Genomic DNA, 15,985 nt, shown 5'->3' on the forward strand with positions numbered 1-15,985 from the left:
GTAAGTTCTTAAACTTACACTCTGTATTTTATCAGGAGGTACTTATTTTTTCAAAGTCCATTCTCCCTTATTTTTATTCATTACAGGAATGCTCCGTTCAAGACTTTCTTAATGTCCTTCATTTCATAGTGCTCAAAATCGGCAAAAAATGGTTTCCAGCTCTTGTTTGTAGAATTGATTAATACAGTAAAATCTCCATTCAATTCCTTTATCCTCTTTGCTTCGCTTATTAATCCTGTTGACACTATTATTCTCTTGGTGGAATTTTCAAAAACGCTTTCTACCACTTTGCTGTATTCATTGGGAAGGTCAAAGATTATAACATCAAACCTCTTTCTTGCGTATTTGATTAATGTTTCAATATCCTGTTTATCAATATGTGGTACCAGATTTCTTTTGGGAGGGGCCTGAAGTACAAAGATATTTGGTTTGTATTGAATTAAAGCATTTAAAAAGCTCTGCTCAGTCTTTTCTTTAAACCACATGCCAATATGAGGTATAACAGGAAGCTCCAACATATAGCTCAGGTCTGAACCGCCATCTTGAAAGTTTAAGTCTATTATCAATACTTTTATGTTTTTATTAAACAGTTCTGCAATCCTTTTTACAGTGGTTGTTTTGCCTGCACCCCCTTTCACACTCCATACAGCTATGATTTTTTGTTTAAACACCTTTACATCAGAAGTAGAGTCTACTTTTTCCCTTAAATAGTCTCTTACACTTACTGCACCCGGAACCTGAATATCTATGTTATCAATGATGATCTTGTTATATCTTTTGTTTTTTATTTTTATTAGTGCAGAGGTAAAAGAAAGTGCCACGTCGCAGCTTTCATATTCACGTACTTTCTGTACCGTCTGCATGTTGTTTGATACAAGAAGGTTCAATTTTAACACTCCTTTCACTTTATAAGCAATGGGAGAAAGCACAAACTTTCTCCCATTGCTATTTTTTAGTAGACTATGTTTAATATTTCTCCGCTTTTGTTAACCAGTATTCTTATCCAGTTTCCTGGAGTGAGTTTGTCTTTCATGTACATTGTCATCCCTTCTGTTGTACCAAACTTTTGCATTATCGTTTCTTTGGTGACTTTATAGGTTTCTTCTTTTCCGCTGATAATCACAGCAATAGAGTTCTCACCGGCTTCTTTCAGTATTCCCAAAATATCTGTACCTTCTTTTATTTCTTTTTTACTGCCTTCTTTAGTAACGTCCACATATACTTTATCACCATCTTTTTCTATTCTTACAAAAGCACCTTTTTCAATGTTATGGCCCTTATCTTTCACATCCACCGCTATTTTTTCTCCGCTGGAGTTTACCGTGACCGTACTACCAGCTACTTCAATCACTGTTCCCCATATTACTCTATCCTGTATTTTATTAGTTTCATTGGATGCAGGCTGGGAAGTTGTATTGTTGTTATTTTCTGGTTTCTTTGCTGTTTCTTCTTCGGTATTTGTATCAGAAGATTCTAGATGCTGGACCGTTTTATTTTCCGTGTTGCTAATTTGCGCTTCTTTTCCTGTCTTTGCACATCCTGTGACTATAAGAGAGAAGATTAAAAAGACAGCTACTGTCAAATAAATTATTCTTTTCATAAACTATCACCTCTTAAAAAGATATTGTTTCACTATCTAAAACTGACCTGTCAAACTGTGGGGTAACATCTCTGTCAACCACCATACCTGTTGTTTGGAATCCATTTACAGGGACAGGGGCATATACACGTATTTTGGCGGTTTGTGTTCCATTACTTACAGTGATTAAGAAGTTTACTAAAGAGTTTTTATCACCTGCATGAGGATACTCAAATTTAAAAGTTGCACTTGAACCCGACATGCTTGAGGACACTGGATATATTGTTTCTTGTCCTTTTCCTTCATATCTGTTGATTACGTGATAGGCTTCTATTTTGCTCACAGAAGCAGGTTTCTTGTCCATTGTAAGGTTGGATACAGTTATTGTTATTGTCATACTTGCAGGTACTTTATTCTCATCTACGTGCCACTTTGTATAAATATAGGTTGGACTCTTGGAAACCGTTACAGTTGCGTTTACAGGAGCCCAGTATCCACTCTGTACCCACACCTGGCGATACTCATAGTGCGACGTATCTACCCATACATCTTTCCAGTAGCCGTCCTCTACCCAAACCCGTACTGTCCTTGTTTCCCAGTGTGATGTATCTACCCATACTTTTTCCCAGTGACCTTGTTCGGGTACCCATACTTTTTTCTTTACTGTCTTATAGTAACCATTTTTTACTTTTACTTTGTAGGTTACTTTTCTGGAAAAGGATAAGTCAATATCAACCCTGATTAATTTAGGCTTTCTAGGATTGGTATAATCATATACAGGACGTTCTATTGAGCCTTCAAATGTCCAGCCCTGATTTTTCATGCTGTTTATTATAGCTTTTGCAGTACCCCAATCCCTTGCTGTTTTAGTTGTGTATCTTGCTGTTTTAGTTGTGTATTTTGTACGGGTTCTTGTTTTATATACAGGAGGTACCCAAACCTGTCTTGTAACTGTTTCATAATGACCCGGAACGTCCACTACCCATACATCTTTGTAATAGCCACTTTCCACCCAAACCTTTTCAGTCCGTGTTTCCCAATGTGATGTATCCACCCATACTCTGTCCCAGTACCCGCTTTGTACCCAGACCCGTCTTGTTTCGTAGCGAGACGTATCTACCCAGACTTTTGTTGTGTTTGTGTCTACATTGACCCACTGTCCTGCATATGCTGTTAGTGAAGAAAAAATAAAGATTAATGTAAACAATGCTGCAAATACGGAAAGCTTTTTCATCAGATAAAATCACCTCCCAAAAAAATATGAGGCAGATTTCTCTGCCTCATTGCGCTCATTTTAAATTGTCTTTTGCCCACTGTATAAACTCTTTTGCATTGCTTTCTCTGAATTTTTCCATTAATTGTGTACCATCACCCTCAATTTTGTATTTTATCCAAAACAAAGGATTAAAATTATCGTTAATTAAAACTATTTTCCCTTTAAGATATAGCGGAGCAAACGATGTTTTAGGAGAAAACTCTCCTCCCACAATAAACTGGTAATCTGGAGCGTTTAATATATATTTTATTTCAGGAGAGTCATAAGAGACATATTTTAGAAGCTCATCAATAAACATAAATTTGTTCGTGTTTATTGTTATTAAAGGCAATCCTTTGCTTATCCACTCTGAATATATAACTTCATCAGTTATAAATTTCATTCCTGACATTCCCCGTGGGATAATTGTATTTGATACTTCTTCGTATTTAGATTTTGGTACATTATTCAGCTTTATATTTGTTATTTTAACTTTAGGAACTACATAAAAGTCTCCTATATTTAAATCTCCTATCTTTTCTTTAAGTGTATAAACTTCATAATTTTTAATATCAACTGTAAACTGTGATCCTGTTAAAAAAAGCCACGTTGTTTTGTTTATAATTCTTTCTTTTAAATATTTATTAAAAGCCTCATCCAGTTCGCTTTTTCTTTCAATGTCTAAATTTTCTGAATTATACCGAAAATAATTATACGAAGGTATTGATGCATAAAACTTTGCCTGTTTTAAAGTATCTAAAATTTCCTTATCCTTTACCTTAATAGGTCCAGGAACCTTGCTGTTAGGGTCAGGATATTTAATTTCAGGTTGTATATTATCTTTGTTTTTATCTTCCTGTTGTTTTGGTTCTTCTTTTGGTTTTTCTTCATCAGTTTTTGCAGTATTTTCTTGTGATATTATTAGTGGCAGCTCTTCTTTTGTAGTATTAGTATTACTTGCTGCAGGCTTATTACAGCCTGCTATACCTATCATAAGACTTATAATTATCAATATAGACAATATCTTTTTCATCTTCATCATCCTCTCATATAAAAATTACCTTAATTTAAGTATACACCTATATATTTATTTTGTCAATGCTATTTAAGTTTTTTAAGAACCGTTTTTCCTTCCAGCGGAATTGAAATTTCTTCCGCTGGTGTCAGTGAGTTTAAAAGTGTCGGTTTTTTGTAATAGAAATTTACATTGCCTCTAAGAACAAGATAACCTTTTTCAATTGTTATGTTGGCATTTCTTAGAGTGTACCCGTTTGAAGCAAAAACTTCAACTGCACTTACCAGAAGCATTGCAATTATTAATAAAGCAATTATTCTTTTCATTTTCTATCACCTTCCCTTAAAATTTTTCTGATTTAATCATACACCTATTTATTTATTCTGTCAATAATTATTTGAACTTTTTCAATGTGGTTTTGCTCTCAACAGGTATGGTTGCTTTTTCTATTTGAGCAACAGGATTTAAAAGAGAGGGTTTTTTATAGTACAGGTCAATTTCTGTTTTTAGCACAAGGTAACCTCTCTGGACTGAAAGGTTTGTGTTTTTTACAGTATATCCATTTTTAGAAAAATAGTCAACTACTTTAGCGACTCCTTTCTGCAAAGCTTGAGGATCTATCGTTCCTGTCTGGGATAGGGTTAATGATTGATACTCATAGATTTCCCATGAGGCCTTTAAAACCGCCTCATCAGCTATTTTTAAAAGCTTTGTTCTTTCTATAAGGAGCTGAGAAAAAGCTGTCTGGTACCATGTAAACATAAGTGCTGCTACAACTATTCCAAGTGCATATATTAGCATTCCGTTTCCTCTTTTGTCTGCACAAAGCCTTTTAATCATGGTGTTTCCTCCCATATTTGTGTGCTGCTGCTGGTAACAGCAGTAGACTTAAACAAATTAGAAAGTATAGGAACGTTATAGGTTACTTGAACAGTAAAAGGCTGTCCGGGCTGTGTTGGTTGAACAGGCATCACTACTGTTATGGAATTTTCCCAGTTCCTTATATAATTCTTCCCAACGTCTTTTGCAGTTTGTACCGCTGTAGCATACGGAGTAGGACTTTTAGCTGCTGCTCTTGCTGCTTCAAAAGCTGCTTGATGTACTACCGCTTGAGCAGTGTTATATACATTTATTTGAAGCATTAATACAAAAAAGAGGGATAAAACAAACACCATAGCTGCGCTTGATACCAGTTCAGAAACTCCTCTTTTGTCTTTAATCATTTTTTTAAACATGCTGATGCACCTCTTTTTTTTCTAAGCTTTTATAAAAAAACAGGGCATGCTAACGATTTGACCATGCCCTTCACAGATATTCTAATTACCTGCTGCTGTATTATTGAAGAGGGTTTGAGCTGTATTCAATACGCTGTTCCAAATATTTACAACGGTTGTTCTTGCTTGAGGTATAATCAGTGTGAGAACTCCTGTTACAAGAGCAACTATACCTATCACTTCGATTGACTGGCTTACTGCTTTTTTGTCATTAAGAAAGCTCAAAATTTTTCCTCTTACACTAAAATAAGCTCTGGTTAACATAAGTGAAACCTCCTTACTTTTTTGTTTTTAAAAATTTTTTTATTTTATGACCGGCAGAGAGTAACCCCTGCCGGTCATACAGCCTTAAAAATCTTTTGTGCTTTTACTGAACAGCTGGTGGTTGGACAGGTTTTGTTATTGGTTCAGTTGTAGACCCAGTTCCTCCAACGGGAGTTCCAGAACTGCTTGGTGTAGGAACAAAATATCTGGTTACACTTCCATCAGGGTTCACCCGGGTAACCCAGTATCCTGGTTGTGTCTGTTCTGATGGTGTAGTGGAAGGAGAAGTTGTGGAGCTGGTTCCATCACTTACAGGTGGCTGGACAGGGTTTGTTACCGGGTTCCCAATTGTTGTCCCTGACCCGGTTTCTACTCCTGTAACCGGCTGTTTATTCTGTGCAGGGTCAATTATCGATGTACCCTGTGAGGGCTGTGTGCCGGTTGATGGAGCAGTGGAGGGGGAAGTTGTGAGACTAGCCCCATCACTTACAGGCGGTTGAACAGGATTTGTTATTGGTTCAGTTGTAGAACTGCTGCCACTTACAGGGGTTTGGTTATTGCCTGAGCCTGCAGATGGGTTTGGCGTGGTGTTAGATGCTGAAGACTGCGGTGGATCTATTCTCTGAACCATGCTTGCTGCAACTCCCCACATGTTGTTTACTGCGTTCCTTGCTGAGGGAATAGTAAAAATCAAAGTTCCTGTTACTAAAGAAACTATGCCAATAACTACAATTGATTGAGCTATCCCTCGATTATCTCTTTTTACAAGCTGCATGAACAGGTTTAGCATAGGGGTATCACCTCCTTTATAGAGTATATTGCCTTTTTGCGAAAAGTAAGGAGACATCACCTCCTTTTTCAAATATTCTTAAAAAAATAAAGTGGAGGCTTCCCCCCACTTTAAAACCCAAATCTCAGGGATAGTCCCATATTCACAAATGGCAGAAGCACCATTACAAGCAGTGGGATGATAAATCCTATCAGAATCGGAAAGAAAAGCGCATTATCTAAAACTGCTGCTTTTTCTGTTTTTTTGTTGAGTTTTTCTTCTTCTATTTCTTCATACAGCTCTGTTATCTGTTTTGCCAACCCCTGCGGAGTTTCATTTGTCTTTATCAAAATATTTACGGCTCTTCTGAAATAAGGATTCATGCTTTTTTCGGCTGCATCTTTCAGGGCATTTTCAGCAGGAACACCGGCATTTATTTTATTTACCGTAATTCTTATTAAGTCTGCTGTCTGTCCTTTTTTGTTTTCAGCAATGTATGTTAATATGTTTTCTACGGGCATTCCTACAGACAGGGCATCGGCTATCGTATTTAATATCGCAGGAAGTTCATCGTCTTTTATAAAATTGTCTTTGTATGCGTCTATTGGTTTTCTGTATGTTACATACGAAAGTATGACTATAGCAATAATAAGAAATATAACCCTGCTCAAAGGAGTGCCAGAAACAACTGTATAGAATAAAAGTACAACAAGAAAGGCAGCTATGAGGGCAAATGCAGAAAAAAGCTCTTCTACAGAGTTTACAGGGAATACATAAAGTATTTTTGTTCCTCCAACATTTTTTAGCTCTTTGTCAAGTTTTACAAACAGGTCATCACCTATTGTTTTTCTGATTGTTTCTCTTTTTATAAACTTCATACTATACACTCCCTACCATTTTGTCTATTTTTCTAAAAATATAAAGCGCTGTTAAAAAATAGCTGGTTGCTGTATAGGCAATTGCCATTTTCCCTGTTGGTGCTTGTAAAATCTTCATGTAGTCCGGCGTATTTAAAATAGTACCTATCATAACTATGCTCATAACAAGTATCATGGCATAAACTGTGCTTTTGGTCTGCATCATTAGAGCCTGTATTTTCCTGTTCTGCATTATTCTTTTGCGGATTTTTGTGCTTATTATCTCCGAAGTCTGTGAAATATCTGCTTTCATTCTTGTAGAAAATATCATGGAATCCACCCATGTTTCTATAATCGGGCTTTCACTTTCTCTTGCAAAGTCTTTAAGTGCTTCCATTAAGCTTATTCCGGAATAGACTTTTGTTACTATCTTTTCAAAATCTCTTCTTAAAGGATTTTCAATGGAATCTACAGTTTTTTCTATTGCGTTCAAAAGGTTATTATTTACTTTCAAATAATCAGCTATATCCTGCGCTGCTTCTGCAAACTGCAGAACCCTTTTCCTTTTTTTACGCTCTGCAAGGTCGTTCAACAAATAAAACAGTGCAAAATTTGTTCCAAAAACTATAACCAGTCCCCAGTATCCTGATTGAAGAATAATTGAGCCTGCAACTGCAAGAGTATCCAGAAGCAGTACAGTAAACAAAAAGTTTTCTGCATCCAGATTCAGGCCTACATTTGAAATTATGTTCTGAGTTTTAATTACAAGGTCATTATATCCCAGCATTTCCAGAATGGAGAACTTCTTTTCTTTTGGTGCAACAAGCTGCCTTTCCATCTTTTTTATTATTTGTTGCCTTTTATATACCCTGAAAAGATAAAGTGTCAGTATTGATGTGACAAAAGCCAGTGATGCAACAAATGAAATCAAAAGAAGCATGTTACCACCTCACATATTTGTAATCAAGAATATAGTTACCATGCTCATCCACGCCGTTTAGCTCCGCTACTTCTTTTATTTCTCTGCCGGTAATATCACCTTTTTCATCTTCTTCAAGGCCTATAAAAACAATTATGTCAACTGCTTTTGCTATTAACCTCCTTATGGTTCTGTCATCAATAGGTTTAAACTCTTTTATAAGCATTTCAAGCTTGTCAAGTGCCATACGCACATTGTCAGCATGAATGGTAGTCATAGATCCTCTGTGTCCTGAGTTTAAGACGTGGATAAAGCTGTATGCAGCTATTGGAGTGCGGATCTCTGTTAGAATTATTCTGTCGGGGTTTGCACGCAAACTGTCATAAAGTATATCTTCATAGGTTATTGCCTTTGCCCCTTCTCTTTCGTCCCTCGTTTTTAAATAAAAGACATAAGGAAGAGGCAGTTTTAACTCCCTTGTATCTTCCAGCACGGCTATGATGTGATTGGGCTGAATATAGTGAGAAAGAGCATTTATAAACGTGGTTTTTCCTGCGCCAGTTTCTCCCACAACAACTATATTTTTTCTTTCCTTTACCGCTTTTTTGAAATAGTCAAGAAGGGTGCCGGAAAAACTCTCAAATTTCTGCCTTTTTATAAATACTTTAATATCCCCTATCCTGTCCTCAAGGTTTTTTAAACCGTCTTTTATCTCATCTAAAGACATGTTCAAAACAGAGTGTTTCCTTAAAATCACATAGGGTTCTACAGCTTCAGGAGGTATTATTACTTTTACACGGGAACCATCCGGGAGCTCAGCGTCTTTTGACGGTTCAGCGTAGGAAATGCTCTGACCGGCGCTTGCCAGAATGCGCTCATAAATTACTCTTATTTCATTTATGTCTTTAAAGTCCTCTCCTTTAATTTTCTGACCGTCTTTTACATACATAACTCTTGTACCGAATACGAGTACATCAGTTACTCCTTCCATTTTTAGATATTTTTCTAAAATTCCCAATCCGTACATTCTGTCATATACCTCTTCTGCTATCTGAATAAACTGAGGCTTGTAGTAGGGGAAGTTTTCTTCAATATATGCTTTTACTTTCTGTGTTAATATATTTTTAAAGTCCGGAGTATGCGCTACTTCAAGCATCTGAGGCCTTACAGCTTCTATAATAAGGTTTATATCAATCTCTTTTGACAAATTAACATTTCTTGATCTATCAACAAGACTCATAAGCAGCAGCCCGCCCTCTTTTCACAGAGAGCGGGACTGTTTTCACCTCCTGTTTTTATTCACGTAAACTGGTAAGCAGCTGTTCCAGCAGCTGTCTTCTTTTTTCTTCTTTTTCCTTAAAAGATTCTAACTGGAACTTTAACCTGTTTATTTCTTCTTCTTTTTCCTTCAATGCCTTCTCCTGAAGGGCCAATCTCTCTTCATATGTTTTCTTGTTTTGAACAAGTATGTTTTTAATCTGTTCAAGAATCTGATTTAGCTCTGCATAGCCATTGGAAGGAATTTCAGAAACCTTAATTTTTTCATTGTATACCTGGTATGTCTGAACGTTAAAGCTTTCTACATCTGATTCTTCAGTTGTTTGTATATTGTTCTCATAGTTTTCCGTTTCTGTACTTTCAGTTGTCTGCATACTGTTACTCTCCTGATCAGGATAAACTTCTTCAGTTCTGTGCTCATTAGAAATTTCTGGCTGATAATGGGATGGCTTTTCTTTAAAGCTGTCTTCCCTGTCAGGTATTATTCCTTCTCTTTTCGCTATTTCTTTAATTATCAAATCTTTTATTTCTTTTGGATCAACAGGACTGAAAAAAATATCCCTTATTCCTGCATCCTGTGCAGCAGCTATTGTATCAGTATCATCCGCACTTGTAAGAAGTATTACCCTTTTACCTTTTTCAACTAATTCTTTTATATACGCCGGATTAGATATATATGAGATTACTGCTATATCGGATGCAAAAAGATTGTCAGTTATATCTAGATCTTTAGAGATAATCTCATCAAGCTGCTTTATCCCTGTATTTACATACACTTTTACAGGCATTTTATCAAAAACCTCCTCTTTGTCATTTTTATTATTTTCGAGATAAACGTCCTTTTTCAAAGGTTCAACCTTTTTAAGTTTCGATTTCCCAAAGAATAAAAAACCTCTTCTGGGAGGGTCGAAGACATCAGGTAAAACAATACTCAGGATTTCCTGGGCATCCATAAGCAGTCTTTTATCGTAATAGCCGTCAAATTTTTTGTAAAAAGGAATCTTGTAAAGTACAGGCAATTTTAGTTCAAGCGCATTCACATAATTTGGTTCGCTTTTTCTGTTTTTCACTTTGTTTATAACAAACTTTGCTTTGCCGGTATCCATAAAGCCTAACCTATTAGCCCAGTCAACTGTACCTGCGATTCTGCCTGTAACAATATAGTCATCTTCTACAATAAGAAGGATGTGCTTTGAAATATCAAAAACGTCTACTGCCGGCTCTATAAAACTGGGCTGAAGATCTACAAAGACAATGTCATAGATGTGTTCAAGTTCATAAAGCAGTTTCTTAAACTGTTCAGGTTTTATCATTTCATAGGTATCAGGGTAGCCTCCAACTAATACGTCAAATTTTTCTCTGAAAGGTCTCTGCACAGCCCATTCAATCCCGGTATGAACAGCCTCAAAGATGCCTTTCCGCCTGTCCAGATCCAGAATAGTAACAAAGTCTCCTGGGGAAAAATCAAATTCTACTATACAAACTTTTTGGCTGCTGTTTTCTGCTGCTGCTTTGGCCAGGGCCAGCGCTATACTTGTTTTGCCTACCCCTCCCTTTGATGAAAAGATAGAGATTACCAATTTTTATCACCTCTATTGTCTGATTATTTTGTAGGAACCGGATTTAATGTATGGAGCTATTACCACTGCTCTTTCAGGGGTTGTCTCCAAATACGCAACTGTTTCAATGGAACCGGTTACGGGAGAAGTAAACTGCTTTAAAAAGACAATATTTAAATCCGGAACGTATTGAACTTCTTCTGAGCCTGTCCCTTTTAGAAGAACAAGGGTTATTTTTGTCCCAGCAGAAACCAGTGGAGCATCTTCTGAAGGCACATTAATACTTACAAGCACGTTGCCAGGTTCAAGTTTAATACTTTTATCAAGTACAATGTTTCTTGGGATGAAGTCGTCTTTTGTTCGTGTAATTTCAAGCCTTTTACCAACTACTTCATTTATATTTTTCACTGCTTCTGGGGGTACTGCTGTTACTGGAATGCTTTTTGTTGTAAGCATGTCGGCTGTAACAACTGTTCCGGCAGGAATCTCCTTTGCTGCAAAGACAACTTCTTCCGTAGCCTGAACATTGCTTAAAATCAGGAAAACCGTTAGAAAAACCAAAACTCCTGCAATTATGCCTATTTTTAACACTTTACTCATTTTATATCACTCCTTTTACAGCACAAGTTTTATTAAGGCATCCTCAAGTTCTACCAGGGCTTCGCTGAGGTCCCTCTTCGTAAGTTTTCGTCCAAGGAATTTCATCATACCCTCAATCTGTTCCAGCGCTTTCTTTTCAGTTTCTGCATTAACTATTCCGGGTTCGGTTTCAGAACGTGAAGCTTCTAGTTTAAAATGCTGGAGCATCTCTATTTTAGAGCCGGATATCTCATTTACGTTTTCTTCTTTTTCTTCAATCACCTCCCCGGAAAAGTTTACCTTTTCTTTTAGTCCCAGAAAAAGGTCCTGTACGTCTGAAAATTTTGCAGGAGTTTTTATTCTTTTAACCACTTCTTCTGGCATAACAGGGTCAAAAACTATATCGTATATTCCTAACGCCAGTGCATAACCAAGATATCTGTTGTTTTCTTTTTCTCCTGGTAGAAGTATTATTCTCTTATTTCTCTGCCTTAACGCAAATAAAAAATCCTTAAAAGGCATTTTTATGTCTTCATGTGGGGCTAAAACCACAATTTCATAGAGGTTCCTGCTCTTTTCTTCTAGAAGATATTCTGGATAAAAAACTATCTCTGCCTTTATTTTGTTTTCTTCGCATTTCTGCTTCAATATGTCATCCAGCTTGCTTATACCTGTATAGATGAACACCATTTTGAACACCTCTGACTTTAAAGTTTTATATTCTGGTTTTTTATTCTGCCTGAATGCTTTCTTTTCTGTTTTCTACAAGCCTATCCACAATTTCCTGTGAATAATTGAGTCCTGCTATTTCTGATATGACTAGAGCCTTAACCAGAAGTTTTTCTTTTTCAGAAGAAGATTCAAGCTGATCTATTTTTTTAAGCAGTTCATGAAAAACATCTTCCTGATTCATTTTTATCACTCTCCTGTTTTTTGATATTTAGCTGACCCTGTAAAAACATAAAAAAAGGAGCACAGTGTCTAATCTGTACTCCTTTTTCCATCCTTTTAAGTGCGTTTTTAATTTAATAGTTTTTTATTTCTTCTTTGGAAAGCTCTGTTATTTCTGCAATTTTGTCAATATTCATTCCTTCTTTTAATAACTTTTTAGCTATTTCTATGCTTTTATTCTTCTCGCCCTTTTTTATTCCTTCCATTTCTCCCTTTGCTAGTATTTTTTTGTATATTTTAGATTCCCCGAGTATAGGCATATTCATCATTTCCAAAAAAATTTTTTTATATGACTTTCTCATTGTACACTATATTTGACAAAAATTTTGTTTCTATAGCTATGAACAGAAGAGGTTCTTTAGACAAAATTTAATAGTCTGTTCCATTCTTTATTATTTAATTTAACAATTTCTTTATTTCTTCCTTTGGCAATTCCGTGATTTCTGCAATTTTTTCAATATCCATTCCTTCTTTTAATAATTTTTTAGCTATTTCTATACTTTTATTTTTTGCGCCTTCTTTTATTCCTTCTTCTTTGAGTCTTCTGTAAGTTGCAGACTTTTCAAGATTTAACATTTTCATCACCTCCGCAAACATCACATTAATAACGTCTTCTTTATAAATTAACTCTGACAGTATTTTGGCTCTGGCTGCTATCTCTCTTTTCTTCTTTGCATCTACAGGAGCATTTTTTATTACTTCTACACATTTTTTCAAATATTCTTCCTTTTCTTTTTGTCGCCTTTCTTTATCCATTAACGGCAGCAAAGAAAACAAATCATAATAATTGGTTTGTGTTATTTCATCAAACTTCATTTGTCCTACATCAATTATTCTATATCTGTAACTCAAAAAATTCTCTTCTCCAAAGTTAAAATCAATCTTGTTGGCCATGTTTAAATCATGTTCTCCTATATAAATCACTACTTGATAGGGCGCCAAATTATATTTCTCCATTATTTCAATTGCATACCGCAGCATTCTGTACGGCATTTCTTTATCATTATCAGATTGAAATTCTATGTGTGCAGCAATAACATTTCCTTCGCTTGTAATACATTTAAAAACCATGTCACTTTCTCTAGTCTCAACTCTGGGGAATTCTACATTAAGCTCTTCTATTTTAACGTGCTGTACTCCCAGAAAATAACTTAATATATCATCTGTCAAATCAGAAAACATATTTTTCAGAGTTATATCGTACTTTCCCAAAATTCTTCCCTCCTGTAATTCCCTTATTACAATTATACCACACTTAAAAAGAAAGGGACAGACATTTTTAAAGCCTGTCCCTTATTGTGTCTATCCATTCTAAATCCCATTTCTGCGTTACAGGGTTGTATACACCATCGTATGCTGCGAGTTTCCATTTTCCGTCCTGTTTGACAAGTAACGCATGAGCATAAACTGTTCCCCATGTTCCGGGATCATTAGGTCTGTCAGTTTTTTGAATACGTGTATAATATACACTCGCAATATTGCCCATTGTTGATATTTTAATAACCTTATATGAATCAGGTTTTATCCAGATAGCACCTAGTGGATATACATAAGTTCCGTCTGAAAGATTACCGCCTCTAAGTAATATACTATCTACTATACCATATTCATTTCTATTGCCCCAATATCCACCAATGGTTGGCCCTTTATGTCCGTCTGTGTCCCATACGCCCATTTTAGTGCCTTTATAGAAGTACTTATCCATGTTCGGTAAAAAGCCGTCTTTTGTAACAAGCCCACCATATTCGTTATAATGTATACCGTCTTTTATAACCGTTGGCTCTGTCCATGGATATAAATTGTATTCTGTTACGTAATCTTTGGCTTCCTGCTGGTACTCCTGCAGTGCCTGTGCAAAAATTGGATTTGGTTTAGGTCCTACATCGGCATACGTCCCATCAGGCAGTTTATAAAAATTTGTTGGTATCCATGCCTGTGAAAGCTTTGCAAAAGCCTGTTCCGCATGAGATATTACATTTACTGCTTCCTGCTCTGTTAAATCACTTGGCAGCAATCTCATAAGTCTCATCAGCATAACAACTGCCTCTGCTCTGTTTGCGTAAGCGTTTGGCCTGAACGTGCCGTCATCATAACCTCTCAGTATTTTCAATCCTACTGCGTTGGAAATTGCTGCTGAATACAAATCATTCTTTGAATAATCTTTGAAATTCAACGGCACGTTTGCTAAAGGTATTTGATATGATACTGCAGCATTTGAAAGCCATATTGCTATTTCTTTTCTTGTTATATTACCGTTTGGATTAAATGTTCCGTTATAATAATCTAAAGGTATAATGTTTTTGTTTACAAGCTGCATTATGGGTTTATAGTACCATGCATCACCTTTTACATCTTTAAACGGATTCTGAGGTGCTGTTTGATCAAGCCCCAGTGCCCTTGAAAGCATTGCTGCAAATTCTGCTCTTGTTAGCGTGTTTTCAGGCATTAACGGACCTAATACTTTACAAACAACTTTACCTGTCATTTGGTAATCTCTTATTGCAGTTGGCGGATTCGCAGGATACCCTCTTATTATCTCTGCTGCTACGGCCAACTCTAAGTCAGGCATTGCCCAGTAAAAAGGCCCGTCTGGTTCAGTATACTTGTAAAAGTCTTGCACAGCATAAAAGTCTGCTGCAAAGCTGGGTACTGAAACTCCTAATACAAGAGCTAAAACTAACACAAAAGATAAAAATTTTTTCATTTAAAAAACACCTCCATTAGAAATTTTATCACATTTTTCTTAAAAAAGTAACCTTATTACAGCATCCTCAAGCTCAACAAGAGCTTCATTTATGTCATCTTTTGTTACTTTCTGTCCCAGAAGTTTCATAATACCTTTTATTTGATTTAGAGCAGCTTCCTCTTTTGTTTTATCCGGTTCTGCAGCTGTACTTACTTTGACAGTTTCTTCAGGAGAGATGTTCTGTCTTTCCACCTTCTTTACTGCCTCACCCGAAAAGCTTACCTTCCCTTTTAAACCAAGAAAGTACTGCTGCACATTAGAAAATTTGCCAGGATTTTTTACGGCATTCACAACTTTCTCAGGAGTTACCGGATCAAATACAATGTCGTATATGCCAAGTGCCAGTGCATATCCTAAATGCTTTGATTCTTCATTCCCCGGCAAAAGTATTACTCTTTTGTCCCTCTGCCTCAAGGCAAATAAGAAATCCTTAAAGGGGAGTTTTATGTCTTCACGTGGTGCCAGAATAACCGTATCGTACAAATCTCTGCTCTTTTCTTCTAAAAGGTAATCTGCATAAAAGATTATTTCCGAGTCTATTTTGTTTTCCTTCAGTTTATGTTTTAACAGCTCATCCAGTTTTTCTATACCTGTGCATATAAATACCATTTTACAGCACTCCCGTAGACGGCTTTGAAAGGTTTTTAAGCCTTTTTTGAATGTGCTGACATGTAAAAATGTGTCTTAAGAAAATAACTTTTATTGTAAGGCTTTTAAAAGCCTCACACAATTTTATACAGCCTTATTGTATGAAAATCTTTCTTCCATTTCTTTTCTGTTTTCTACAAGCTTATCAACTATCTCCTTAGAGTATCCCAGCCCTGCCATCTCCGAGATGACAAGAGCTTTTATTAAGAGTTTCTCTTTCTTGCCGGAAGGTTCAAGCCGTTTTATTTTCTCAAGGAGCTTATAGAAAAAAGCAGCTTCTATGTCATCCATT

21 protein-coding genes are annotated in these 15,985 nt (G+C 36.1%); all 21 read right to left on the reverse strand.

Annotation, left to right across the window (positions count from 1 at the left end; genetic code table 11):
• Positions 1-80: 80 nt before the first annotated feature.
• The 21 genes from EV203_RS10930 to EV203_RS11030 all read right to left on the reverse strand — a co-directional run bounded on the left by EV203_RS10930 (position 81) and on the right by EV203_RS11030 (position 15,984).
• Positions 81-887: an AAA family ATPase gene (locus EV203_RS10930; protein WP_132040602.1), complete on the reverse strand. Its 807-nt coding sequence runs from the start codon at positions 885-887 to the stop codon at positions 81-83.
• A 65-nt stretch (positions 888-952) separates the two neighbouring features.
• Positions 953-1,600, reverse strand: coding sequence for a hypothetical protein (locus EV203_RS10935; protein ID WP_132040604.1), 648 nt, complete (start codon positions 1,598-1,600; stop codon positions 953-955).
• A gap of 13 nt (positions 1,601-1,613) precedes the next feature.
• On the reverse strand, positions 1,614-2,813 hold the full coding sequence (locus tag EV203_RS10940) for a hypothetical protein (RefSeq protein ID WP_132040606.1): 1,200 nt from the start codon (positions 2,811-2,813) through the stop codon (positions 1,614-1,616).
• A gap of 55 nt (positions 2,814-2,868) precedes the next feature.
• On the reverse strand, positions 2,869-3,867 hold the full coding sequence (locus EV203_RS10945; RefSeq protein ID WP_132040608.1) for a hypothetical protein: 999 nt from the start codon (positions 3,865-3,867) through the stop codon (positions 2,869-2,871).
• 68 nt (positions 3,868-3,935) lie between these two features.
• Complete coding sequence (locus EV203_RS10950) at positions 3,936-4,175, reverse strand: hypothetical protein (protein ID WP_132040610.1); 240 nt, start codon at positions 4,173-4,175, stop codon at positions 3,936-3,938.
• A gap of 67 nt (positions 4,176-4,242) precedes the next feature.
• Positions 4,243-4,689: a hypothetical protein gene (locus tag EV203_RS10955; protein WP_132040612.1), complete on the reverse strand. Its 447-nt coding sequence runs from the start codon at positions 4,687-4,689 to the stop codon at positions 4,243-4,245.
• Positions 4,686-5,084, reverse strand: coding sequence for a hypothetical protein (locus EV203_RS10960; RefSeq protein WP_207910893.1), 399 nt, complete (start codon positions 5,082-5,084; stop codon positions 4,686-4,688). The genes EV203_RS10955 and EV203_RS10960 overlap by 4 nt, the downstream gene beginning before the upstream one ends.
• An 81-nt stretch (positions 5,085-5,165) precedes the next feature.
• The gene (locus tag EV203_RS10965) at positions 5,166-5,387 is read right to left on the reverse strand and encodes a hypothetical protein (protein WP_132040616.1); all 222 of its coding nucleotides are present in this window, start codon (positions 5,385-5,387) and stop codon (positions 5,166-5,168) included.
• A 103-nt stretch (positions 5,388-5,490) separates the two neighbouring features.
• Positions 5,491-6,177: a hypothetical protein gene (locus EV203_RS10970; protein ID WP_132040618.1), complete on the reverse strand. Its 687-nt coding sequence runs from the start codon at positions 6,175-6,177 to the stop codon at positions 5,491-5,493.
• A 110-nt stretch (positions 6,178-6,287) separates the two neighbouring features.
• Positions 6,288-7,034 carry a type II secretion system F family protein gene (locus EV203_RS10975; protein ID WP_132040620.1) on the reverse strand — a complete coding sequence of 249 codons (747 nt, stop codon included), beginning with the start codon at positions 7,032-7,034 and terminating at the stop codon, positions 6,288-6,290.
• 1 nt (position 7,035) lies between these two features.
• On the reverse strand, positions 7,036-7,953 hold the full coding sequence (locus EV203_RS10980; protein WP_132040622.1) for a type II secretion system F family protein: 918 nt from the start codon (positions 7,951-7,953) through the stop codon (positions 7,036-7,038).
• A gap of 1 nt (position 7,954) precedes the next feature.
• Positions 7,955-9,172, reverse strand: a complete 1,218-nt coding sequence (locus EV203_RS10985) for a TadA family conjugal transfer-associated ATPase (RefSeq protein ID WP_132040624.1) — start codon at positions 9,170-9,172, stop codon at positions 7,955-7,957.
• 55 nt (positions 9,173-9,227) lie between these two features.
• Positions 9,228-10,790 carry a nucleotide-binding protein gene (locus tag EV203_RS10990; RefSeq protein WP_132040626.1) on the reverse strand — a complete coding sequence of 521 codons (1,563 nt, stop codon included), beginning with the start codon at positions 10,788-10,790 and terminating at the stop codon, positions 9,228-9,230.
• Between the two features lie 12 nt (positions 10,791-10,802).
• Complete coding sequence (locus EV203_RS10995) at positions 10,803-11,369, reverse strand: SAF domain-containing protein (RefSeq protein ID WP_132040628.1); 567 nt, start codon at positions 11,367-11,369, stop codon at positions 10,803-10,805.
• Positions 11,370-11,384: 15 nt separating this feature from the next.
• Positions 11,385-12,038 carry a hypothetical protein gene (locus tag EV203_RS11000; RefSeq protein ID WP_132040630.1) on the reverse strand — a complete coding sequence of 218 codons (654 nt, stop codon included), beginning with the start codon at positions 12,036-12,038 and terminating at the stop codon, positions 11,385-11,387.
• 40 nt (positions 12,039-12,078) lie between these two features.
• Positions 12,079-12,261: a hypothetical protein gene (locus EV203_RS11005; RefSeq protein ID WP_132040632.1), complete on the reverse strand. Its 183-nt coding sequence runs from the start codon at positions 12,259-12,261 to the stop codon at positions 12,079-12,081.
• 112 nt (positions 12,262-12,373) lie between these two features.
• The gene (locus EV203_RS11010) at positions 12,374-12,559 is read right to left on the reverse strand and encodes a helix-turn-helix domain-containing protein (protein WP_341765408.1); all 186 of its coding nucleotides are present in this window, start codon (positions 12,557-12,559) and stop codon (positions 12,374-12,376) included.
• A 136-nt stretch (positions 12,560-12,695) separates the two neighbouring features.
• Complete coding sequence (locus EV203_RS11015) at positions 12,696-13,514, reverse strand: Rpn family recombination-promoting nuclease/putative transposase (protein ID WP_207910894.1); 819 nt, start codon at positions 13,512-13,514, stop codon at positions 12,696-12,698.
• 64 nt (positions 13,515-13,578) lie between these two features.
• Positions 13,579-15,003, reverse strand: coding sequence for an S-layer homology domain-containing protein (locus EV203_RS11020; RefSeq protein ID WP_132040636.1), 1,425 nt, complete (start codon positions 15,001-15,003; stop codon positions 13,579-13,581).
• Between the two features lie 39 nt (positions 15,004-15,042).
• Complete coding sequence (locus EV203_RS11025) at positions 15,043-15,654, reverse strand: hypothetical protein (RefSeq protein ID WP_132040638.1); 612 nt, start codon at positions 15,652-15,654, stop codon at positions 15,043-15,045.
• 123 nt (positions 15,655-15,777) lie between these two features.
• Positions 15,778-15,984, reverse strand: coding sequence for a hypothetical protein (locus EV203_RS11030; protein ID WP_132040640.1), 207 nt, complete (start codon positions 15,982-15,984; stop codon positions 15,778-15,780).
• Position 15,985: the final 1 nt, after the last annotated feature.

Source organism: Caldanaerobacter subterraneus (assembly GCF_004345675.1).
Taxonomy (GTDB): domain Bacteria; phylum Bacillota; class Thermoanaerobacteria; order Thermoanaerobacterales; family Thermoanaerobacteraceae; genus Thermoanaerobacter; species Thermoanaerobacter subterraneus.

Excerpts from the sequence above, each read along its gene's own strand:
- EV203_RS10935 (WP_132040604.1), bottom strand. The coding sequence starts at position 1,600 with ATGAAAAGAATAATTTATTTGACAGTAGCTGTCTTTTTAATCTTCTCT.
- EV203_RS10940 (WP_132040606.1), bottom strand. The coding sequence starts at position 2,813 with ATGAAAAAGCTTTCCGTATTTGCAGCATTGTTTACATTAATCTTTATT.
- EV203_RS10945 (WP_132040608.1), bottom strand. The coding sequence starts at position 3,867 with ATGAAAAAGATATTGTCTATATTGATAATTATAAGTCTTATGATAGGT.
- EV203_RS10950 (WP_132040610.1), bottom strand. The coding sequence starts at position 4,175 with ATGAAAAGAATAATTGCTTTATTAATAATTGCAATGCTTCTGGTAAGT.
- EV203_RS10955 (WP_132040612.1), bottom strand. The coding sequence starts at position 4,689 with ATGATTAAAAGGCTTTGTGCAGACAAAAGAGGAAACGGAATGCTAATA.
- EV203_RS10960 (WP_207910893.1), bottom strand. The coding sequence starts at position 5,084 with ATGTTTAAAAAAATGATTAAAGACAAAAGAGGAGTTTCTGAACTGGTA.
- EV203_RS10965 (WP_132040616.1), bottom strand. The coding sequence starts at position 5,387 with ATGTTAACCAGAGCTTATTTTAGTGTAAGAGGAAAAATTTTGAGCTTT.
- EV203_RS10970 (WP_132040618.1), bottom strand. The coding sequence starts at position 6,177 with ATGCTAAACCTGTTCATGCAGCTTGTAAAAAGAGATAATCGAGGGATA.
- EV203_RS10975 (WP_132040620.1), bottom strand. The coding sequence starts at position 7,034 with ATGAAGTTTATAAAAAGAGAAACAATCAGAAAAACAATAGGTGATGAC.
- EV203_RS10980 (WP_132040622.1), bottom strand. The coding sequence starts at position 7,953 with ATGCTTCTTTTGATTTCATTTGTTGCATCACTGGCTTTTGTCACATCA.
- EV203_RS10985 (WP_132040624.1), bottom strand. The coding sequence starts at position 9,172 with ATGAGTCTTGTTGATAGATCAAGAAATGTTAATTTGTCAAAAGAGATT.
- EV203_RS10995 (WP_132040628.1), bottom strand. The coding sequence starts at position 11,369 with ATGAGTAAAGTGTTAAAAATAGGCATAATTGCAGGAGTTTTGGTTTTT.
- EV203_RS11000 (WP_132040630.1), bottom strand. The coding sequence starts at position 12,038 with ATGGTGTTCATCTATACAGGTATAAGCAAGCTGGATGACATATTGAAG.
- EV203_RS11005 (WP_132040632.1), bottom strand. The coding sequence starts at position 12,261 with ATGAATCAGGAAGATGTTTTTCATGAACTGCTTAAAAAAATAGATCAG.
- EV203_RS11010 (WP_341765408.1), bottom strand. The coding sequence starts at position 12,559 with ATGCCTATACTCGGGGAATCTAAAATATACAAAAAAATACTAGCAAAG.
- EV203_RS11020 (WP_132040636.1), bottom strand. The coding sequence starts at position 15,003 with ATGAAAAAATTTTTATCTTTTGTGTTAGTTTTAGCTCTTGTATTAGGA.
- EV203_RS11025 (WP_132040638.1), bottom strand. The coding sequence starts at position 15,654 with ATGGTATTTATATGCACAGGTATAGAAAAACTGGATGAGCTGTTAAAA.
- EV203_RS11030 (WP_132040640.1), bottom strand. The coding sequence starts at position 15,984 with ATGGATGACATAGAAGCTGCTTTTTTCTATAAGCTCCTTGAGAAAATA.